A 17,978-nucleotide genomic window follows, 5' to 3' on the forward strand; every position below is an offset into this window, starting at 1 on the left:
GCAGGAGGCGTGAGTGCACAGCGAAAAGCAGAGCGTGGTTTTGATTGGTATGCCCGGTGTGGGCAAGAGTACCCTGGGGGTGCTTTTGGCCAAGGAGTTGGGCTTGGAGTTTGTCGATACCGATCTCTCCATTCAGACCCGTGAAGGCAAAACTCTGCAGGAGATTATGGACGAGCGGGGCTACCTGGAGTTGCGGGCGGTGGAAGCGCAGGTGCTGTTAGAGCTCAACTTCGACTCCGCCAAAGTGGTGGCCACCGGCGGCAGTGCCGTCTATAGCCCCCAGGGGATGGAACACCTGCAGGCAAGCAGCCATGTGGTGTACCTGTCGCTGTCGCTTTCAGCCCTGCGCGAACGTATTCATAACTATGAACAGCGCGGCATTGCCCGGGCGCCGGGGCAGTCGTTTGAATCGCTGATGGAGGAGCGGGTGCAGCTCTACCGTCGCTATGCCGATACCGAAATCGACTGCGAGCAAAAAACCCCACAGCAGTGTTTGCAGGCCATTCTTACCGCTCTGGCCAAACTCGGATTACCACTGAAAGGCTAGGGTTTCCGTGCGGTTGGGGGCTTCTGGGTTGTGGTTGCGCTCCAGCCAGTGACCGCCGCCATGCCGGTTCATCAAGACGATGGTGGTGGTGCGGGTGCCATAGCCATCGAAACCATTCACCTCATCCCGCCGCCGTGCCGGTATAAAACGCGACGACAAATAGCGCTCCTGGTCCTCGCCGATGCCGGTTTCCGGCAGGCCGCTGGCGGCCTCCTCGGTATCCCCCATGAGATTAAATAACCCCTCTATGTCGACGGTGTTTTCTTGCACTAGTTTGGTGAATTCCAACTTGCCATTCACCACTTTGGGCCATGGTGTGTCCAGCAGGTGGTTGGAGAGGCCATAAATGCCGCCGCTCAATTGTTCGACGGGGCGCCCGCGGTTGCTGCCGTAATAGAGCTCTTTGACACTTCCCAACAACAGATTGAAACCGGTGTAGTCAGTACCTGTCAGACCCTGAAGGTAATCGGCCGGCGATTGCTCACCAGCAACAAAATCGTGCACCAAAAAGCCCCGGCTGCGGGTGCCAGTTCCCTGTTTTGGATCACGAAAGTTGGTGACGGCGGCGAAGCGGCCGTTGCGGTTGACCGCCAGCCAGGTGCCACCTTGTTCTTGATCACGCCCTCCGAGCAGGTTAAATTGCGGAGCCCAAAAGTGCCCAGGCAGGCTCGCCCGCTGAAAAAACTCGTCGCGATTGCTGGCGATAATAAGCGGCCACTCGGGGTGTTGCTGGTAGGCGATGAATATCAGGCACATAGAATAGATAAAACCGTCATAAAGGCGGTCTAGTCTACCGCAATTGCGGCCCGGAGGTGGTGCCGCCAAAACGTTGAATCACTCGCCTTCGGCCACCCGCCGTTGGCGTCATGCGGAGCAGTTTATGATCCCCTATCCCGAGATGGACCCCGTCGCCTTTGGTATTGGCAAGCTCCAGGTGCACTGGTATGGCCTGATGTACCTGGCGGGTTTTGCCTGTGCCTGGGCCTTGGCGATGTACCGCGCCGGCAAACCCTGGGCGCCGGTAAAGCGCAACCAGGTGGAGGATATGATCGTCTGGGCGGCGGTGGGGGTCATTGTCGGTGGCCGTTGTGGCTATGTCTTTATATATGGAATGGAGCAGTTTCTCGAAGATCCGGTCTGGCTGTTTAAGGTCTGGACCGGTGGCATGTCCTTCCATGGCGGGCTGATTGGCGTGATTCTGGCTATGTCTCTCTACGCCTGGCGAATTCGGGTGAACTTCCTGTCGCTGATGGATTTTGGCGCGCCACTGGTGCCGCTTGGGCTTGGTTTTGGCCGGCTCGGCAACTTCATCGGGCAGGAGTTGTGGGGGCGGCCGGTGAGCGGCGATGTGCCCTGGGCCATGGTCTTTCCCAATGACCCTGAGCAGCTGGCCAGGCACCCCTCACAGCTTTATGAAGCCGGACTCGAAGGAGTGCTGTTATTTATCATTCTGTTCGTCTATTCTGCCAAGCCGCGCGCGCGTGGCACCGTTGGTGCCCTGTTTTTGATTTGCTATGGCTGTTTCCGGTTTTTCGTCGAGTTTTATCGCGAGCCGGATCAGCACATTATGTTCGATTTTATGGGCTGGGTTACCCGCGGTCAGTGGCTCAGCTCGATTATGGTGGCCTCCGGCCTGGTGCTGTTTGTGCTCTTCGTCTGGCGTGCCGCCAGATTGCGCCGGGCCGAACAGGACGCCGCGTCAGGCCAGGAGACCAAAGCCGACTCGTCCGTTGCGACCAAAGCCTAGCGCGCTGGCGCCCGGCTGGAACCAGAATAAGAACCTAAGAATTTTCATGAAGCAGTATCTCGATCTTATGCGCCTGGTCCGCGACCAGGGCGTCAAAAAAGCAGACCGCACCGGTACCGGAACCTTAAGTGTATTTGGTCATCAAATGCGCTTTGATCTGCAGCAGGGGTTTCCCCTGGTAACCACCAAGAAGTGCCATCTGCGCTCGATTATCCATGAGTTACTCTGGTTTTTGCGGGGCGACAGTTCGATTCAATACCTGCGTGACAACGGTGTCTCCATTTGGGATGAGTGGGCCACCGACGCGGGCGATCTCGGCCCCATCTACGGCGTCCAGTGGCGCAGTTGGCCGACACCCGCGGGTGGCCATATCGATCAGATCAGTGAGCTTATGCGGCAGATAAAGGCCAAGCCGGACTCCCGGCGTCTGATTGTCTCGGCCTGGAATCCGGCCGAGCTGCCCGACGAGAGTCAGTCGCCCCAGGCCAATGTGGGGGAGGGGCGTATGGCATTGGCTCCCTGCCATGCACTGTTTCAGTTCTATGTGGCTGAGGGGCGCCTCTCCTGCCAGCTCTATCAGCGCAGTGCCGATATCTTTCTGGGTGTGCCCTTTAATATCGCCTCCTACGCCCTGCTGACCATGATGGTGGCACAGGTGGCTGGTCTGCAGCCGGGCGATTTTGTGCACACCCTGGGCGATGCCCATCTCTATCTGAATCACTTGGAGCAGGTGGAGAAACAACTGGCAAGAGAGCCAAGAGCGTTACCAGTCATGCACATAAATAAAGAAGTGCAGGATATTTTTGCGTTCAGTTACGAAGACTTCGAATTAACTGGTTATGATCCGCACCCGCACATATCGGCGCCTATAGCTATATAAGTCAAGGCTGATATTGTCGTCAATTTGTAAGGCGGAGCCAGTTAGAATGGCCCGAAGAGTTACGAGATCGTATTTGGGGGTTGAAATAGGCCCCGAAATGCGAGTATTTTCGCATTCCCATGCCTGTGAATGAGAAGATCTTCTCGCGTCTTTGGGTTGGGTATGGGTTAGTATGGGCGCCCAGCGCCTGTGCCAACAGGGAGTCGGAGCGTTAGCAGAGAAACCTTTGATGAGATGTCGTGAGTGGAGTGCTTTACAGGGCTTACCCGCACAAAACGTCTTTTGAAGGCTGCAAAAATTAAAATAGGTTGTTTCGGCATCTAAGTTGCATATGGCTGCCGCCCATAGGGCACGTTTTGTTACCGGTCTACACAAATGTTGTGGCACCAGTGCGAGACGTTGAATGTATCCACGGCCTGTTATTACAATGTGCGCCCGTTGGCTGCTGCGACCAAATGTTTATAAATAATTTTTGTTATTTTTAAGCTCTGACGCGTTTCAGTGGATAGATTTTTTTTGTGTTTTTTATTGCTAGCACCCGAATTGGGGGATTTATGAAGAAGCAGCGAGTGAAAGCTGTGGCAGTCGCCACGATGGTCACCGCGACCACTCTCTTTGGCGGAGAAGTGTTTGCGGATCAAACCTTGAATCAAATTTTCGAGGTTGGAGAGTCGAAAGTTAATGCCGGGCTGCAATCCCAGCAACGCATCGACCGTTTACAGGAACAGACAAATGCCCTGTTGCAGGAGTTTAAAACTGTAAACAAGCAGATCGAAGGTTTGAGAGTTTATAACGCTCAGCTCGAGAAGCAGATCGCCAAGCAATTGGAAGTTATCAAGGATCTTGAAGAGTCCATCGATAACGTCACCATCATCGAGCGTCAGATCCAGCCTCTGGTTCTGCGTATGCTTGAAGGTCTGACCCAATTTATCTCCCTGGATGTTCCTTTCCATATCGAACAGCGTACTGAAGAGCTGGAAAAGGTCACCGCCAACATGGATCGCGCCGACATCTCTGTCGCTGAGAAATTCCGTCAGGTGTTGGAGCTCTACAAAATCGAAGCCGAGTACGGTCGTAAAATCTCCACCTACGAAACAGCCCTCACCCTGGATGGCGTAGAGCGTGAAGTAAACGTTCTGCAGGTGGGCCGTATTGCTCTGCTGTATCAAACAAAAGACACCAAGCTCTCCGGTGCTTGGGATGCCAGCCAAGGTGCCTGGACACCATTGGACTCTGGTGATTACCGCAGTGCCATCCTGAAAGGCATTCGTATCGCTAAGAAACAGGCATCTGTCGATATACTTGAATTACCCATTTTGGCTCCGGAGGCAGCACAATGAAATTGACCTTCGCTAAACATTTAGCTGCCGCTGTCGTTGCGAGTGTTTTCACCACCGGCGCAATCGCGCAAGAAAAAGCCGCTACGCTCGACGAGCTGTTGAACATGGTTAAGCAGGACAAACTGGTTGAGTCGAAAGAGCACCAGGCCCGCGAAGCCGAATTCCGCCGCGACAAAAACAAGCAAGCTGATGAACTGCGTCGTGCCCAGAACACCAAAGCCGAAGAAGAGGCCCGTTCTGAGCGTTTGGAAAACAAATACGACGAACAGGACCTGGCTGTGCAGGATAAGCGCAAGCAACTGCAAGATCGCTTGGGTTCACTGAAAGAGCTGTTTGGTCACCTGACCTCAACCGCCGGTGACCTGCGCACCAACATCGAAACCTCGATCGTTTCTGCTCAATACCCAGGTCGTACCGACTTCCTGGAAGAGCTGATCGACAAGATGAACAGCAACACCAAACTGCCAAAAATCGAAGAGATCGAGCGCCTGTGGTACGAACTGCAGCGTGAAACTATCGAAGGCGGTAAGGTTGTTAAATTCCCCGCCACCGTTATTTCTCCGGAAGGTGAAGCGCAAGCTACTGAAGTTGTCCGTATCGGTACCTTCAACCTGCTGGCCGATGGTCGCTACCTGGAATTCAAAGGTGGTCGCATCTCCGAATTACCTCGTCAGCCAGCCGGCCGTTACCTCTCTGGCGCCGCTGATTTGGCAACTGCCACTTCCGGCTTCACCAAAGTGGGTATCGACCCAACTGGCCCAAGCGGTGGTTCTTACCTGGCCGCACTGATTGGCAGCCCCAACCTGGTTGAGCGCTGGCACCAAGGTGGCGTAGTGGGTTACATCATCTCTGCTGTTGGTGTGTTCGCTATGCTGCTGGGTATCTACCGTCTGATCGTACTGTCTGCGGTTAGCTCTAAAGTAACCTCTCAGCTGAAATCCCAGACTGCCAACACCAACAACCCGCTGGGTCGTGTGTTGAAAGTAGCCGAGGGCAATCCGTCACTGGATACCGAATCTCTGGAGCTGAAACTCGAAGAGGCGGTGCTGAAAGAGAAACCAGCGATCGAATCGGGTCTGAACCTGTTGAAGATCATCTCCGCCGTTGCCCCGCTGCTGGGTCTGTTGGGTACGGTAACCGGTATGATCGTTACCTTCCAGGCAATCACCATCTTTGGTGCGGGCGATCCGAAAGCAATGGCTGGCGGTATTTCCGGTGCTCTGGTAACTACCGTACTCGGTCTGGTCGTTGCAATTCCTACCGTACTGATGCACACCGTAGTAAATGGTCGCGCTAAGCGCATTCTCCATGTTCTTGAAGAACAGACCGCCGGTATCATCGCAGAAAACGCCGAGCGTAAGTAAGGAGAGGTTCCATGTCAGGATTAACTGATGCATTAGAGGCGATCCGTGCTTTCGTAGCGTCGGGTGGTGAGGTCCTTATAGCGATTGCTATTCTGACTCTCCTGATGTGGACACTGATTTTTGAGCGTGTTTGGTATTTCAAATTTATGCTGAGTCGCGATGTGCGAGCTGCTCTCAATGCTTGGGAGGGCCGTTCAGAGCGCCAGTCTTGGAATGCCCATCAGGTGCGTTATGCATTAATTTCCAGGGTGGAAGAGAAAATCAACACCAACCTGGACATGATCGGAACCTTCGTTGCTTTAGCACCCCTTTTCGGGCTGCTGGGTACTGTGTGGGGGATGATCGAGGTGTTTAATGTGCTAGCGGTAACCGGTGGCGGTGATGCCAAATCAATGGCCAGTGGTGTATCCAAAGCAACCATTCCGACAATGGCGGGCATGGTTGCGGCACTGTCCGGTGTATTTGGCAATACCTACGTTACCCGTATCGCGGAGCGAGAAAATCAGCTGTTTGCTGACCATTTAACGATGGACCACTAAGGTCCATCTGCTAAGCACCTAACGGTTGTAGGAATTGTCCATGAGTAAGCGAAATCAGGGTCAAGACGAAGAAGCCGGGGCAATTGACTTAACACCCATGCTCGATGTGGTGTTTATCATGCTCATCTTCTTCATTGTGACCGCTTCGTTCATTAAAGAGCCGGGGATCGAAATTAATCGTCCCGAGGCTACTATGGCGGAGGCTAGAAAGAACGCCGCCATTCTGATTGCTGTCAATGACAACAATGAAATCTGGATAGACAAGAAAAAGGTAGACCCGCGTAATGTTCGCCAAGTTATTGAGCGTCTCTATGCGGAAAACCCCAAAGGCACCATCGTTATCCAAGCGGACTCCAAAGGTAATGTTGAGACAGTAGCCAAAATTATGGTTGCGGCTCGGGAGCTTGGTCTGGATGACAGGGTAGCAGTGTCTACGGAGGCAAAGTAAGTCGATGAACATTTTTAGAGTTTTAATAGCGGCTGGCTTTGCTGTAGGAACAACAATCGCACTGTTTGCCTTGATGGCTTATCTCATTCAAATGAATGAGACAGCTCCTAAGGAAGAGGACACCATCAAGATTGCCGATATCACCATGCCTCAGGCGGAGATTGAAACCCGCTATGAGGCCGCCAAACCCGACAAACCGGAAGAGCCGGATACCCCGCCCCCGGAAACTCCGGAAATGGAAGTGGATACTCCGGATGTTGATATGGCGCTGAACATCAGTGCTCCATCAACCAAAACCGACCTCTCCATTAAAGGCTTGGGTGGTTTTAGTGGCGACGGTGAATACCTGCCTATCGTAAAGGTTCAGCCAGTCTATCCGCGCCGCGCGCTACAGCGTGGTATTGAAGGTTATGTGATTGTGGAGTTTACGGTGACCAAAAGCGGTTCCGTGCGCGATCCGGTTGTGGTTGAGGCCGACCCACCCAATATCTTTGATAGCGCAGCGATTAGCGCGGCCTTGAAGTTTAAATACAAACCGCGTGTGGTCGATGGTGAGCCGATTGAAGTACCTGGTGTACAAAACAAAATCACCTTTGCGATTGCTGATTAGGTGAGGAGGAATGATCTATGAAAAAAATTGCCTCTAAACTGATCCGTAGTCTGGTAATAGCAGGGCCTTTGGCGGTTGCGCCGACGGCTTCCGTGGTGGTGTTTGATGCCCTGGGTTATACCACTCATTTTGCCAGCGCTGTTGCGCAGGAAGAGCGTAAAACCCGTAAAACACCAGCGCTGAGCCAGCCAGTCTACAAAAAGTTAACGGAAGTGACCGAACTGGTTAACCCGGAAGAGGGCGAGCCCAACTTCGCAGCGGCATTGAAGGTTCTTAAAGAGCTGGAAGCCAAGGATGCTCCCAAGTGGAACGCCTACGAATTGGCAAACCTTTACAACAACTTTGGCTTTGTGTACTACAGCCTTGAGAACTACGCCCAAGCGATTAAATACTATCGCCTGGTAGTGGCTCAATCGCCGAGTATTCCACTGGGTTTGGAAACCGCCACCCTCTACACCATTGCCCAGTTGCAATTTGTGCAAGAGGACTACAAAGGTGCTATCAAAACCCTGGAGCAGTGGTTCAAGCAACAGGATCCACAGTTTATCAATGCCGACAACTATGCCTTGTTGAGCCAGGCGTACTACCAGGATAAACAGTACGACAAATCGTTACTGAATATCCAAAAAGCCATCAAAATGTACAAAGATAAAGGCCAGGTCCCGAAAGAGAACTGGTACTCCATTGAGATGGCAATTCAGTACGACCGCGGTAAAAACAAAGAGGTGGTTGATATCCTGGAAGTGCTGGTGCGTGAGTACCCGAAAGCCGCCTACTGGAAACAGCTGGCGGGTATGTACAACCTGGTTAAACGCGAAAAAGACTCTTTGTACCTGAGTGATGCCGCCTATGTGGCCAAAGCTCTGGATAGAGAAACCGAAGTGTTGAACCTGGCGTACATGTTCCTGGGTGAAGGTTACGCATTCCGTGCCGCGAAAATTTTGGAGAAGGGTATCAGTAGTAAGCTGATTGAGCCTACCTCCAAAAACCTGGAAACCTTGGCGACTGCCTGGCGTTTGTCACAGGAGATCGACAAGTCGATTGCCGTTATGAAAGAGGCTGCTGAGAAATCCGATAATGGTAATCTCTACGCTCTTTTAGCTGGTAACTACGTCGATAGCGATCAAAACGACAATGCCATCAGTGCCGGTAAAAAGGCGATCGCCCGCGGCGGTGTGAAGCGCATGGATCAGTTACAGATTGTTATGGGTATGGCTAACGCCAACCTGGGTAACTGGGATGAGTGCAACAAGTACTTCACGCAGGCACGTAAGGATAACCGCAGTAAGGCATTTGCCGATAACTGGCTGGCCTACTGTAAAGGCGAGGATGAGCGGGAAAAATCACTGGCAACCACTAAGTGAACCCACCCTTCACCAAGCATAAAAAAACGAGCCTTATGGCTCGTTTTTTTATGGCTATTGAAATCTGTTTGATTTAATCGAGTTTGCTCAGATCGCGTACCGCACCCTTGTCGGCACTGGTAGCAAAGTAGGCGTAGGCTTTAAGCGCAGCACTCACCTTGCGCGGCCGGGGTTGGGCCGGTTGCCAGCCGGCTTGCGCCTGTTGCTCTCGGCGACTGGCCAGCTCCTCTGGGCTGATGGCGAGATTGATGGAACGGTTGGGGATATCGATCTGAATGGTGTCGCCGTCCGCCACCAGGCCAATAGCGCCGCCGGCGGCGGCCTCTGGCGAGACATGGCCAATACAAAGGCCGGAGGAGCCACCGGAAAAACGGCCATCGGTAATCAACGCACAGGCCTTACCAAGCCCCATGGATTTGAGGTAACTGGTTGGGTAGAGCATCTCCTGCATACCCGGCCCACCCTTGGGCCCTTCGTAGCGGACAATCACCACGTCGCCCGGTTGAACCTTGCCGCCGAGGATATTTTCCACAGCCGCCTCTTGTGACTCGGTGACGTGAGCGCGCCCTTCAAACACCAGAATAGACTCGTCGACTCCGGCGGTTTTCACAACACAGCCATCTTCGGCGATATTGCCAAACAGCACCGCAAGCCCGCCCTCGGCGGAGAAGGCATTATCGACCGAGCGGATACATCCCTGGGCGCGATCGTCGTCGAGGCTGGGCCAGCGGGTGGCCTGGCTGAAGGCGACCTGGCTGGGAATACCGGCGGGGCCGGCGCGGAAGAATTCCAGTACGGCGCTGTCGCGGGTTTGGGTGATGTCCCAATGGTCGATAGCCTCGGCCAGTGAGGCGCTGTGCACGGTGGGTACGGAGCTGTCGATGATTCCGCCACGGGCCAGCTCGCCTAATATGGAGATAATGCCGCCGGCACGATGCACATCTTCGATATGGTACTGCTGCGAGTTGGGAGCGACTTTACAGAGTTGCGGTACTCGGCGCGAAAGCGCATCGATATCGGTCATGCTGAAATCGACATTGGCCTCCTGGGCTGCTGCCAGCAGGTGCAGGATGGTGTTGGTGGAGCCGCCCATGGCGATATCGAGCGACATGGCATTGGTAAACGCAGCCTTGGTGCAGATATCGCGCGGCAATACCCGGGTATCGTCCTGCTCATAATAGCGCTTGGCGAGAGTAACAATCATCTGCCCGGCCTGGCGGAAGAGCTTTTCGCGGTCGGCGTGGGTGGCGAGCACGGTACCATTACCAGGCAGGCTTAAGCCTAGGGCCTCGGTCAAGCAGTTCATGGAGTTGGCGGTAAACATACCGGAGCAGGAGCCACAGGTAGGGCAGGCGCTGCGCTCAACCTCAGCCACTTCGTCATCGGAAACCTTCGGGTCGGCGGCAAGAATCATGGCGTCGATCAGATCAAGCTTGCGCTCGGCCAGGCGGGTTTTACCGGCCTCCATGGGGCCGCCGGAGACAAAAATAACGGGGATGTTCAAACGCATCGCCGCCATCAGCATTCCTGGGGTGATCTTGTCGCAGTTGGAGATACAGACCAGCGCATCGGCGCAGTGGGCGTTGACCATATACTCCACGGAGTCGGCAATGATGTCGCGGCTGGGCAGGCTGTAGAGCATGCCGTCGTGACCCATGGCGATGCCGTCATCAACGGCGATGGTGTTGAACTCTTTGGCAACACCACCCGCCTTCTCGATCTCTTCGGCGACCAGCTGGCCAAGATCTTTCAGATGCACATGGCCAGGTACAAACTGGGTAAAGGAGTTGGCGACGGCGATGATCGGTTTCTGAAAATCGTCATCTTTCATACCGGTGGCACGCCATAGGGCGCGAGCACCCGCCATGTTGCGGCCGGCGGTGGAGGTTTTGGAACGATAAGCAGGCATAGGAGCTCCCGGCGTGTCGATGTTGAATCTGTCTGAAGTCGGTAGTCGGGCCGGGTGTAACGCGACTGCACCCGGCTGAAAAGGGCGCTAAGCATAGCAGAATGGCCGCCGGGCCACTAACCCCAACGGCGGATTGTTGCTCAGCCGTTGGTGAGCGGCTTGATGAATACTTTGGAACGGCGCTGCAGGTTATAGAGCGACTGCTTCTGCGCTGGCAGCTGAGTGAGTTCAGCGGCCCTGAAGCCGTGCTCGATAAACCAGTGGGCGGTTTGTGTGGTAAGCACAAACAGTGAGGTGTAACCCTGGCTGCGCGCCTGTTGCTCGACGTAGCCCATCAGTTTGGCGCCCAGCCCCTTACCCTGGAAGCCGGGATGGGTGGCCACGGCTGCAACTTCGGCCATGTCGCTCTCGCCATAACCGTAGAGGCCGCAACAGCCGATGATCATGCCGTCGATCTCAAGCACATAGAAGCGATTGATCTCCGCCTCGAGCAGCTCCCGGGAGCGGCGCACCAGAATACCTTGCTCCTCCAGTGGCGCGATCAGGGCCAGAATGCCGCCGACGTCGTCGATGGTCGCCCGCCTTACCACCTCATAACTGTCGCTATGCACCAGGGTGCCGCTGCCGTCGCGGGTAAAGAGCTCCTCGATTAGAGCGCCGTCTTCGATGTAACTGACGATTTGAGCCCGGGGTACACCCTGGTTGCAGGCCTGGTAGCAGGCTTTTAAGGCGGAGCTGGCGTCGGAGGCGGCAATACTGGCGTCGTTCAAGTAGTAGCGGCATTCGGAGACGCTGACCTGGCGTAACAGCTCGCCATCTTCCATATAGAGGCCGTCGGGCTCCACGAAAACGATCAATTTGTCGGCGTTAAGCGCGGTGGCGACGCGGGTGGCGACATCCAGAGAGCTGACGTTGAACAACTCACCGGTGGCGGAAAAACCAATGGGCGAGGTGATCACTACTGCGCGGGCGTTGAGGGCGGCCTCTATGCTCTCGGCTTCGATCTTGCGCACCTTACCGGTGAAATGAAAATCGACGCCATCGATCACCCCCTTGGGCATGCCGACCACATAGTTACCGCTGGCCACCCGGATTTCGGCATTGTACATGGGTGAATTGGGCATACCGGTAGAGAGCGCGGCTTCAACATAGAAGCGGGTTTCGCCCACTGCCTGCAATACCAGGGGCAGGGCCGCCTCATCGGTGATGCGCTGCTCGTTCACAAACGGGCTCTCGATGCCTTCGCGCTGCAGCCGTTCATTAATTTGCGGCCTGGCGCCGTGCACGATGACCAGCCGAATACCCAGGCTGTGCAGCAGGGTGAGATCCTGAATGATGGTGTAAAAATTGGGGTGCAGTACCGCCTCACCTGGCAGGTAGATAACAAAGGTTTTGCCCCGGTAAGAGTTGATATAGGGCGATGAGGCGCGAAACCAGGTGATGTGATCAAATTGGCTCAAGGTCTTCTCTTATACAGTGTCTGGGCAAATTGAGGGTTATTGCAAAGTTAGGAATTCTACCGCGCCGGCGGAAAACCACAAAAGTAATCGCGTTTTGCTGTGCTGGGGTTGGCTCAGTGGGGGATGGTTACTACCCGGTGCGCACTGATGAGTAACCACGGCGGCAATTGTCACTGACCGGGCGCGAGCTTGATTGCTTGTCTGCCCGCACCAACACCCTTACAGACAGTAGTGGGCAATAACGGATTTAAGCGTTTCCACCGCGGTGAGCGCCTGCCCTATCTCGATAAATTCGTTGGGTTGGTGGGCCTGGTCGATATTGCCCGGGCCCAGCACTATGGTTTCGTGGCCAAGGCTCTGTAGATAGGGGGCTTCGGTGGCAAAGGCAACCGCTTCTGAAGCATAGCCGGTGAGTTGTTCGGCCTTTTGTACCAAGCTTGATTGCAGAGACTCTTCGTAGGCGGGTACCCCCGGGAAGAGGCTCTCGAGCACCACCTGCATGCCGGTCTCCTCTTTTAAGCGCAGCAGGCGATGTTCCAGCGTGTGGCGCAACTCGTCGAGATTCATACCCGGCAGGGGGCGAATATCGAAATGGAGCTCGCAATGGCCACAAATGCGGTTGGGGTTGTCACCACCGTGGATGTAACCGGGGTTGAGTGTTGGGGTTGCCACAGCGAACATAGGGTTGCGATGGTTTTTCTGCAGTTCACTGCGAAATGCCAGTAGCTCATTGAAAACCAGGTGCATATCTTCCATGGCATTGCGACCAAGAGCTGGATTGGAGGAGTGACCGCTGTGGCCGGTAACCCGGATCGCCTCCATCATAATGCCCTTATGAGCGCGAATCGGCTTTAGCCCGGTAGGTTCGCCAATAACGGCATAGCGGCCGGTAGGTCGCCCCAGTTTTACCAACTCGCGGGCGCCGCACATCGATGACTCTTCATCGGCGGTAGCCAGCAACATAAGCGGCGCCCGCAACGGCTGGTTGGTGAAGGCGCTGGCGGCGGCAATGGCAACCGGGAAAAATCCCTTCATGTCGGTTGCTCCCAGACCGTACCAGCGATCCTCGCTCTCCTGCAGTCGGAAGGGATCCTGTTGCCACAAGCTATCATCGTAGGGGACGGTATCAGTATGGCCGGCTAGCACCAGGCCGCCGGGGCCCCGGCCGAGGGTGGCCAACAGATTGACCTTGCCGGGCTGCTCGGCTACCGGTAGCAGTTCACAGGTGAAACCTAACTGCGTGAGCCATTCGGCCAACTGCTCGACCACGGCCCGGTTGCTGCAATCCAGATGGGGCAGTGCACTGGAGATTGAGGGTATGGCAACCAGGCTGGATAATTGGCCTTTTAATTGTGCGGTTAAATCGTGTTTACTCATAAAGGCCGCCCATTGGCATCAAAATCATAATGCAATCCTAACGCAACAGTGTTGGAAAACCACTTTATTAAACCTATAAATCCGTAAAGTGATATAAAAAATTAAAAGTGAGTTGTCCTGGGACGCAATTGATGTCGAGCAGTCTCGATTCTGCCAATCCCGGAAGAGGTTGGGCTGTGAAGCGGGAGGTTGCGGTGTTAAGCTTCTGCCACAGGCGATTTTGACGCACGCCCGTTAAATAAAAGCATTAAATAAAAAACGGTACGAATTCTCTCTGCCTAATCAACGCTCTTCTGTGTTGTATTCTGATCAGATCAGAGGATCTTTAAATGACCGACACCAATCCCGCGCATTTTAACGAATTGGAAACCGACGCCGCACTGGAAATTATGAATATCAGTGTTGGCCGTGCCTGTAATAGTTTGGCCTTAATGACCGGCAGTGAAGTCTATCTCTCAATACCGGAGATCGCCTTTAACTATTTCGATAGCGACTATCTCGGTGATATGGATATCTGCAGCGCGGTTAGCCAACGTTTTCGTGGCGACATGAATGGCGTGACCATGATCTTTTTTCCCATCGATATGGCTCAGAAATTAATGGTGGCGTTTATTGGCAGCCACAATACCGAAGGCATAGATCTGGAGGTGTTGGAGCGGGATGCGCTGCTGGAGATTGGCAACATCATTCTGAACGCCTGTATTGGTAGCATGGTCAATCTGTTGGATTGCAAATTAAATGCGGAGCTGCCCAGTTATCATAAAGGCGATATTCAGCAGATAGTGCGCAACGCCGGTATCCGTGGCAAATACACCATGATGCTGAAGACCCATATCGAAATTTCAGACCTGGATATTAATGGTCACTTGACTATGGTGCTCGATTCCGATTCCTGTGAAAAATTCCAGGCGTTGATTGCTGCGTATTTGCAGGTTTATCTGAAGGCCAAGAATTTAAATTAAACGGCTGCTGTTACTTTTCGATGCGTTGATATCAACGCTGCTGCCACTGCTGACAAAACGCGCGAATTCCGTCATGGTGAGGGGTTTGGAGTAGAGGAAGCCCTGGTGTCGATAGCAACCGAGGTTGGTCAATGCCAGTTTCTGTTGCGGTGTTTCGACACCCTTGCCAATAAATTGCCAATCCATGCTTTTACACACTTCGGCTATGGTGGCCACCAGTATCTGATTCTGCCGGTTTTTATCGATATCCAGCACCACTGAGCGGTCCAGCTTGATCGCCGCCAACGGCAGCTGCGTCAGCCTTTGCAGTGGCAAATAAGCGCTGCTGAAGTCATCCAAAATAATGGCAAAGCCTTTGCGTTGCAGACGAATAAGCACCGGTAGAATCGACACAAAGCAGCCGTTCAGTGTTTTTTCCGAAACCTCCAGTTGCAACTGTTCGCACTCGATCCCGTGCTTGTGCAGGAGGCGGGTGATATCGACTTCAAAATTGTTGGCCAGCAGCTGGTTGGCCGATAAATTCACCGAAATTTTGGCACTGCCGGTGTGTGCGCTGGTGCTAATACAGCCGCGAATAAATTGACAGATTTTGGTGAATACCAGTTGTGTGAACTGACCGGCGAAGCGGCTCTTGTCGAGTATGCTGATGAAGTGGTTGGGGTAGAGCAGCCCCTGTTGCGGGTGTTGCCAGCGCACCAGAGACTCGGCGTAGAGCTGTGACTGGCCCTCCTGCAGCGTTAACGGCTGAAAATAGAGGTGGAACTGATCATTGCTGATCGCCTCCTGCAGATCGAGCTCCAGTGCCCGGCTCGCCTCAGCGGTGCGGTTCATCTGCTGATTAAAAAATACCGACGCATCGCGGTGGTTGGATTTGGCAGAGTAGAGCGCCATGTCGGCGCATTTGATAAGCTCTTCGGCGGAATCGGCATCACTGGGGTAGAGGGCAATACCAATACTGGTGGTGACGGTCACCTGGCCGCCATCCAGATCAATGGGCGCGCCCATCGCTTCGACAATACGGCGTGAGACCACCATCAGATCTTTCAGTTGGTCGAATTTGGGAATCAGCACAAAAAACTCATCGCCACCAATGCGGGCAATTAAGTTGGATTCCCGTAAACAGTGCTGCAAACGGTTGGCAACCGCGATCAACACGCGGTCGCCGGCATCGTGGCCGTAGGTGTCATTGACCGCTTTAAAGCCGTTTAAATCGAGCGCCAGCAGGGCAAAGGGCTCCTGGCTGCGGCTATTGGCTTTAATTTGCCGGGTTAAGTTGTCGTGGAAGTGGCGGCGGTTGGAGAGCCCGGTCAACACATCGTGATAGGCCAGCCGCTCTATCTCTTCCTGGTTGGTGCGCTGTTGGGTAATGTCGGTAAAGGTGCCAACGAAGCCGCTGATGTTGTCGTTGCTGTCGTGTTCGGCCATCAGATGGCCCAGCACCCAAATACTCTGGCCACTGGGCAATGCCCGCCGCAATTTAAACTCCTCCTTAAAACCACCTTTGCGCGAGCGGACGTTATGCCAGCCGGTGGTTATTTTGTCTTTGTCGTTCTTGTCTAGAAAATCGAGCCAGGATAAATGGTGCAGTTCGCTAACATGGCAGCCGGTCATACGCATCCAGGTCTCATTGGCGTACAACACAACGCCTTTGTCGCTGGTGCGAAAAATGCCCACCGGGGCAATTTTGGCCAGTGTCTGGAAGCGGTTTTCACTCTCCAGAAAATTGCGTTCGGTTTCGACTAAGTGGCTGCAGTCGCGAATGACCAGAATTATTTTGATGTCATCGTCGGCGTGGCTGATGGAAAATTTAATATCGACCGGAATGGAGCGGCCCTCGGCGTTCATTAGCCGGGTATTGACCGAGGGTACGTGCAGGTTGGCCTGCCGTTCGCTGGCGGAATCCAAAGCCAGCATCAGCCGGTCGTAGAGGGTGGAGCTGTGCTCATCGCGCTCTTTGGGTAACAACTCTCTGAGGGTGAGCCGCTCCAGTTGTTCGTGGCTGTGACCAAGCAGCGTGGTGGCCGAGGCGTTGGCCAGTTCGATATGCTCATTTTTGGCAAATACCAAAATGGCATCGCCGGTATTTTCAATGATGCGGGTGAGCTGCTCGAGGGCGACCTCTTTTTGTTGGCTTTGGCGCCGGAAATTAGCCGCAACCCGTTTTAGCCAGTTCTCTTTAATGACGGCGGTTGTAATGTCGTACACCACCAGTTCACAAAAAATATCCTGGTCGAGTTCCAGCGGTCGAATGGTAATCACCTGCTGCAGGCGATAGAGATCGTTGCCTAAATATTTAGGGTCGTAGAGCGGCAGTGGGCTGGGGTTGAAGGAGTTGGAGAGCCGCGCTGGCAGGTTGGCGTGCACGGCATCGTGGCAGCACTCCAACAGACGCGAATTTTGCAATTCGCCAAAGAGTTCGGCCAAGGGTTGGTTCAGTGCCTGCTCGGGTTGTTTGCCCGAGCGCAGATAAAGCCAATCGTTTAAATATTTTACGCACAGCGATTTGTCGAGCAGCATCACGCCAAGCTCTAGCGAATCCACCACCTGTTTATATGTCGGTAAGCTAGGCATAGTGCTAAAAACTTCGCTGATTAATCAGGCTGTGGATGTGATTTGCAGCAGGCTCGGCCATCAGAGGCTATCTTTGCAAAATTGCGAGATGGCCTCTTGATTAATGGGCTTATTAAGAAAGACTAATCCCTGATCGGTAGCCCGGCTTTTCAGCGTGTTTTGAATGTTGGCCGTAAGCAGCGCCATTTTGCCGATCTTGCCCAGGCTTGCCAGCTGCTCGGCCAGTTCAAGGCCATCCATACCGGGCATGTTATAGTCGATAATTGCGACATCAATATGATCACACTGATTCGTGCGTTGCAGAGCATCGGCGCCATTGGTGGCTTGAATAATCTCAGCGCCCGGCTCCAGGGATTGGACAATTTCGGCCAGCATGAGTCGGCTGACCATGCTGTCGTCGACGAGCAGACATCTTTTCATATGCCTTTCCGCTAAGACCCAGTTGATAATTTTTTTGTGATTGCCTGTTAAGCATAGACAGGTTTGTGGTGCTCGCCAAAGGGCTTTTTGCGCCGCTGGCGTTAAATTTTGTCTAGCAAATAGCGTTAATTATTAATGCAACTAAAAATTTAAATTAACGCTATATTTCAGAAATAAAAGCAAAAATTAATTCTCAATGTTAGCGCCTAAATTCACACGTAGGCGCTAATTGAGTATTTGATAAATTTTGTCGCCGGCGAGAGAAAATTTGACAGGTTGTTGTAGGGCCGGGCGGCCGTATGTCGTCTGATTCGTTATTTCCCTGGTAGGGGTCTCTCTTGCTGTTGGTTAAAAAATGATCACTTGGTGCAGGGGTTGATGGCTCCACCTTTGCGGGAGTTATCCACATCCTTACCCCAGAAAACTGTGGGTGACTGCTG

16 protein-coding genes are annotated in these 17,978 nt (G+C 53.7%); 10 read left to right on the forward strand and 6 right to left on the reverse strand.

Annotated elements, in window-relative coordinates:
• The first annotated feature begins 13 nt into the window (after nt 1–13).
• Nucleotides 14–547, forward strand: a complete 534-nt coding sequence (locus SBL51_RS21825) for a shikimate kinase (protein ID WP_317933304.1) — start codon at nt 14–16, stop codon at nt 545–547.
• On the opposite strand, the gene SBL51_RS21830 is transcribed toward SBL51_RS21825, so the two are convergent.
• Nucleotides 530–1,303 carry an NRDE family protein gene (locus SBL51_RS21830; RefSeq protein ID WP_317933305.1) on the reverse strand — a complete coding sequence of 258 codons (774 nt, stop codon included), beginning with the start codon at nt 1,301–1,303 and terminating at the stop codon, nt 530–532. The genes SBL51_RS21825 and SBL51_RS21830 overlap by 18 nt on opposite strands.
• A 124-nt stretch (nt 1,304–1,427) precedes the next feature.
• Here SBL51_RS21830 and lgt point away from each other — a divergent pair, with 124 nt between their 5' ends.
• The 8 genes from lgt to SBL51_RS21870 all read left to right on the forward strand — a co-directional run bounded on the left by lgt (nt 1,428) and on the right by SBL51_RS21870 (nt 8,839).
• A complete protein-coding gene (gene lgt / locus SBL51_RS21835) occupies nt 1,428–2,294 on the forward strand; it encodes a prolipoprotein diacylglyceryl transferase (RefSeq protein WP_317933306.1) in 867 nt (288 codons plus the stop codon).
• 46 nt (nt 2,295–2,340) lie between these two features.
• A complete protein-coding gene (locus tag SBL51_RS21840; RefSeq protein WP_317933307.1) occupies nt 2,341–3,174 on the forward strand; it encodes a thymidylate synthase in 834 nt (277 codons plus the stop codon).
• 554 nt (nt 3,175–3,728) lie between these two features.
• Nucleotides 3,729–4,514, forward strand: a complete 786-nt coding sequence (locus SBL51_RS21845; RefSeq protein WP_317933308.1) for a DUF3450 domain-containing protein — start codon at nt 3,729–3,731, stop codon at nt 4,512–4,514.
• The gene (locus SBL51_RS21850) at nt 4,511–5,878 is read left to right on the forward strand and encodes a MotA/TolQ/ExbB proton channel family protein (protein WP_317933309.1); all 1,368 of its coding nucleotides are present in this window, start codon (nt 4,511–4,513) and stop codon (nt 5,876–5,878) included. Before SBL51_RS21845 ends, SBL51_RS21850 begins: the two co-directional genes overlap by 4 nt.
• 11 nt (nt 5,879–5,889) lie before the next feature.
• Complete coding sequence (locus tag SBL51_RS21855) at nt 5,890–6,417, forward strand: MotA/TolQ/ExbB proton channel family protein (RefSeq protein WP_317933310.1); 528 nt, start codon at nt 5,890–5,892, stop codon at nt 6,415–6,417.
• Nucleotides 6,418–6,457: 40 nt separating this feature from the next.
• Nucleotides 6,458–6,865, forward strand: a complete 408-nt coding sequence (locus SBL51_RS21860; protein ID WP_317933311.1) for a biopolymer transporter ExbD — start codon at nt 6,458–6,460, stop codon at nt 6,863–6,865.
• 4 nt (nt 6,866–6,869) lie between these two features.
• Nucleotides 6,870–7,475, forward strand: coding sequence for an energy transducer TonB (locus tag SBL51_RS21865; protein WP_411860510.1), 606 nt, complete (start codon nt 6,870–6,872; stop codon nt 7,473–7,475).
• Nucleotides 7,476–7,492: 17 nt separating this feature from the next.
• A complete protein-coding gene (locus tag SBL51_RS21870; RefSeq protein ID WP_317933312.1) occupies nt 7,493–8,839 on the forward strand; it encodes a hypothetical protein in 1,347 nt (448 codons plus the stop codon).
• A 73-nt stretch (nt 8,840–8,912) separates the two neighbouring features.
• Here SBL51_RS21870 and ilvD read toward each other — a convergent pair whose 3' ends face one another.
• From ilvD to argE, 3 genes are all read right to left on the reverse strand, one after another.
• Nucleotides 8,913–10,748: a dihydroxy-acid dehydratase gene (ilvD, locus tag SBL51_RS21875; RefSeq protein WP_317933313.1), complete on the reverse strand. Its 1,836-nt coding sequence runs from the start codon at nt 10,746–10,748 to the stop codon at nt 8,913–8,915.
• A 140-nt stretch (nt 10,749–10,888) separates the two neighbouring features.
• Entirely contained in the window at nt 10,889–12,208 is a 1,320-nt protein-coding gene (argA, locus tag SBL51_RS21880; protein WP_317933314.1) for an amino-acid N-acetyltransferase, read from the reverse strand.
• 219 nt (nt 12,209–12,427) lie between these two features.
• Nucleotides 12,428–13,585 (reverse strand): acetylornithine deacetylase, encoded by a 1,158-nt coding sequence (gene argE, locus SBL51_RS21885; RefSeq protein WP_317933316.1) that lies wholly within the window; start codon nt 13,583–13,585, stop codon nt 12,428–12,430.
• 329 nt (nt 13,586–13,914) lie between these two features.
• Here argE and SBL51_RS21890 point away from each other — a divergent pair, with 329 nt between their 5' ends.
• Nucleotides 13,915–14,547: a hypothetical protein gene (locus SBL51_RS21890; protein WP_317933317.1), complete on the forward strand. Its 633-nt coding sequence runs from the start codon at nt 13,915–13,917 to the stop codon at nt 14,545–14,547.
• On the opposite strand, the gene SBL51_RS21895 is transcribed toward SBL51_RS21890, so the two are convergent.
• Nucleotides 14,539–17,118 (reverse strand): EAL domain-containing protein, encoded by a 2,580-nt coding sequence (locus SBL51_RS21895; RefSeq protein WP_317933318.1) that lies wholly within the window; start codon nt 17,116–17,118, stop codon nt 14,539–14,541. The genes SBL51_RS21890 and SBL51_RS21895 overlap by 9 nt on opposite strands.
• A gap of 60 nt (nt 17,119–17,178) precedes the next feature.
• The gene (locus SBL51_RS21900) at nt 17,179–17,538 is read right to left on the reverse strand and encodes a response regulator (protein ID WP_317933319.1); all 360 of its coding nucleotides are present in this window, start codon (nt 17,536–17,538) and stop codon (nt 17,179–17,181) included.
• Nucleotides 17,539–17,978 lie beyond the last annotated feature (440 nt).

This window comes from Halioxenophilus sp. WMMB6, from assembly GCF_033283405.1.
Taxonomy (GTDB): Bacteria; Pseudomonadota; Gammaproteobacteria; order Pseudomonadales; family Cellvibrionaceae; genus Halioxenophilus.

What these genes read in the sequence shown, in the direction of transcription:
- SBL51_RS21900 (WP_317933319.1), bottom strand. Translation starts at nt 17,538, where the DNA reads ATGAAAAGATGTCTGCTCGTCGACGACAGCATGGTCAGCCGACTCATG.
- SBL51_RS21860 (WP_317933311.1), top strand. Translation starts at nt 6,458, where the DNA reads ATGAGTAAGCGAAATCAGGGTCAAGACGAAGAAGCCGGGGCAATTGAC.
- SBL51_RS21865 (WP_411860510.1), top strand. Translation starts at nt 6,870, where the DNA reads ATGAACATTTTTAGAGTTTTAATAGCGGCTGGCTTTGCTGTAGGAACA.
- SBL51_RS21895 (WP_317933318.1), bottom strand. Translation starts at nt 17,118, where the DNA reads ATGCCTAGCTTACCGACATATAAACAGGTGGTGGATTCGCTAGAGCTT.
- ilvD (WP_317933313.1), bottom strand. Translation starts at nt 10,748, where the DNA reads ATGCCTGCTTATCGTTCCAAAACCTCCACCGCCGGCCGCAACATGGCG.
- SBL51_RS21850 (WP_317933309.1), top strand. Translation starts at nt 4,511, where the DNA reads ATGAAATTGACCTTCGCTAAACATTTAGCTGCCGCTGTCGTTGCGAGT.
- SBL51_RS21830 (WP_317933305.1), bottom strand. Translation starts at nt 1,303, where the DNA reads ATGTGCCTGATATTCATCGCCTACCAGCAACACCCCGAGTGGCCGCTT.
- SBL51_RS21845 (WP_317933308.1), top strand. Translation starts at nt 3,729, where the DNA reads ATGAAGAAGCAGCGAGTGAAAGCTGTGGCAGTCGCCACGATGGTCACC.
- SBL51_RS21870 (WP_317933312.1), top strand. Translation starts at nt 7,493, where the DNA reads ATGAAAAAAATTGCCTCTAAACTGATCCGTAGTCTGGTAATAGCAGGG.
- SBL51_RS21855 (WP_317933310.1), top strand. Translation starts at nt 5,890, where the DNA reads ATGTCAGGATTAACTGATGCATTAGAGGCGATCCGTGCTTTCGTAGCG.
- lgt (WP_317933306.1), top strand. Translation starts at nt 1,428, where the DNA reads ATGATCCCCTATCCCGAGATGGACCCCGTCGCCTTTGGTATTGGCAAG.
- SBL51_RS21890 (WP_317933317.1), top strand. Translation starts at nt 13,915, where the DNA reads ATGACCGACACCAATCCCGCGCATTTTAACGAATTGGAAACCGACGCC.
- SBL51_RS21840 (WP_317933307.1), top strand. Translation starts at nt 2,341, where the DNA reads ATGAAGCAGTATCTCGATCTTATGCGCCTGGTCCGCGACCAGGGCGTC.
- argE (WP_317933316.1), bottom strand. Translation starts at nt 13,585, where the DNA reads ATGAGTAAACACGATTTAACCGCACAATTAAAAGGCCAATTATCCAGC.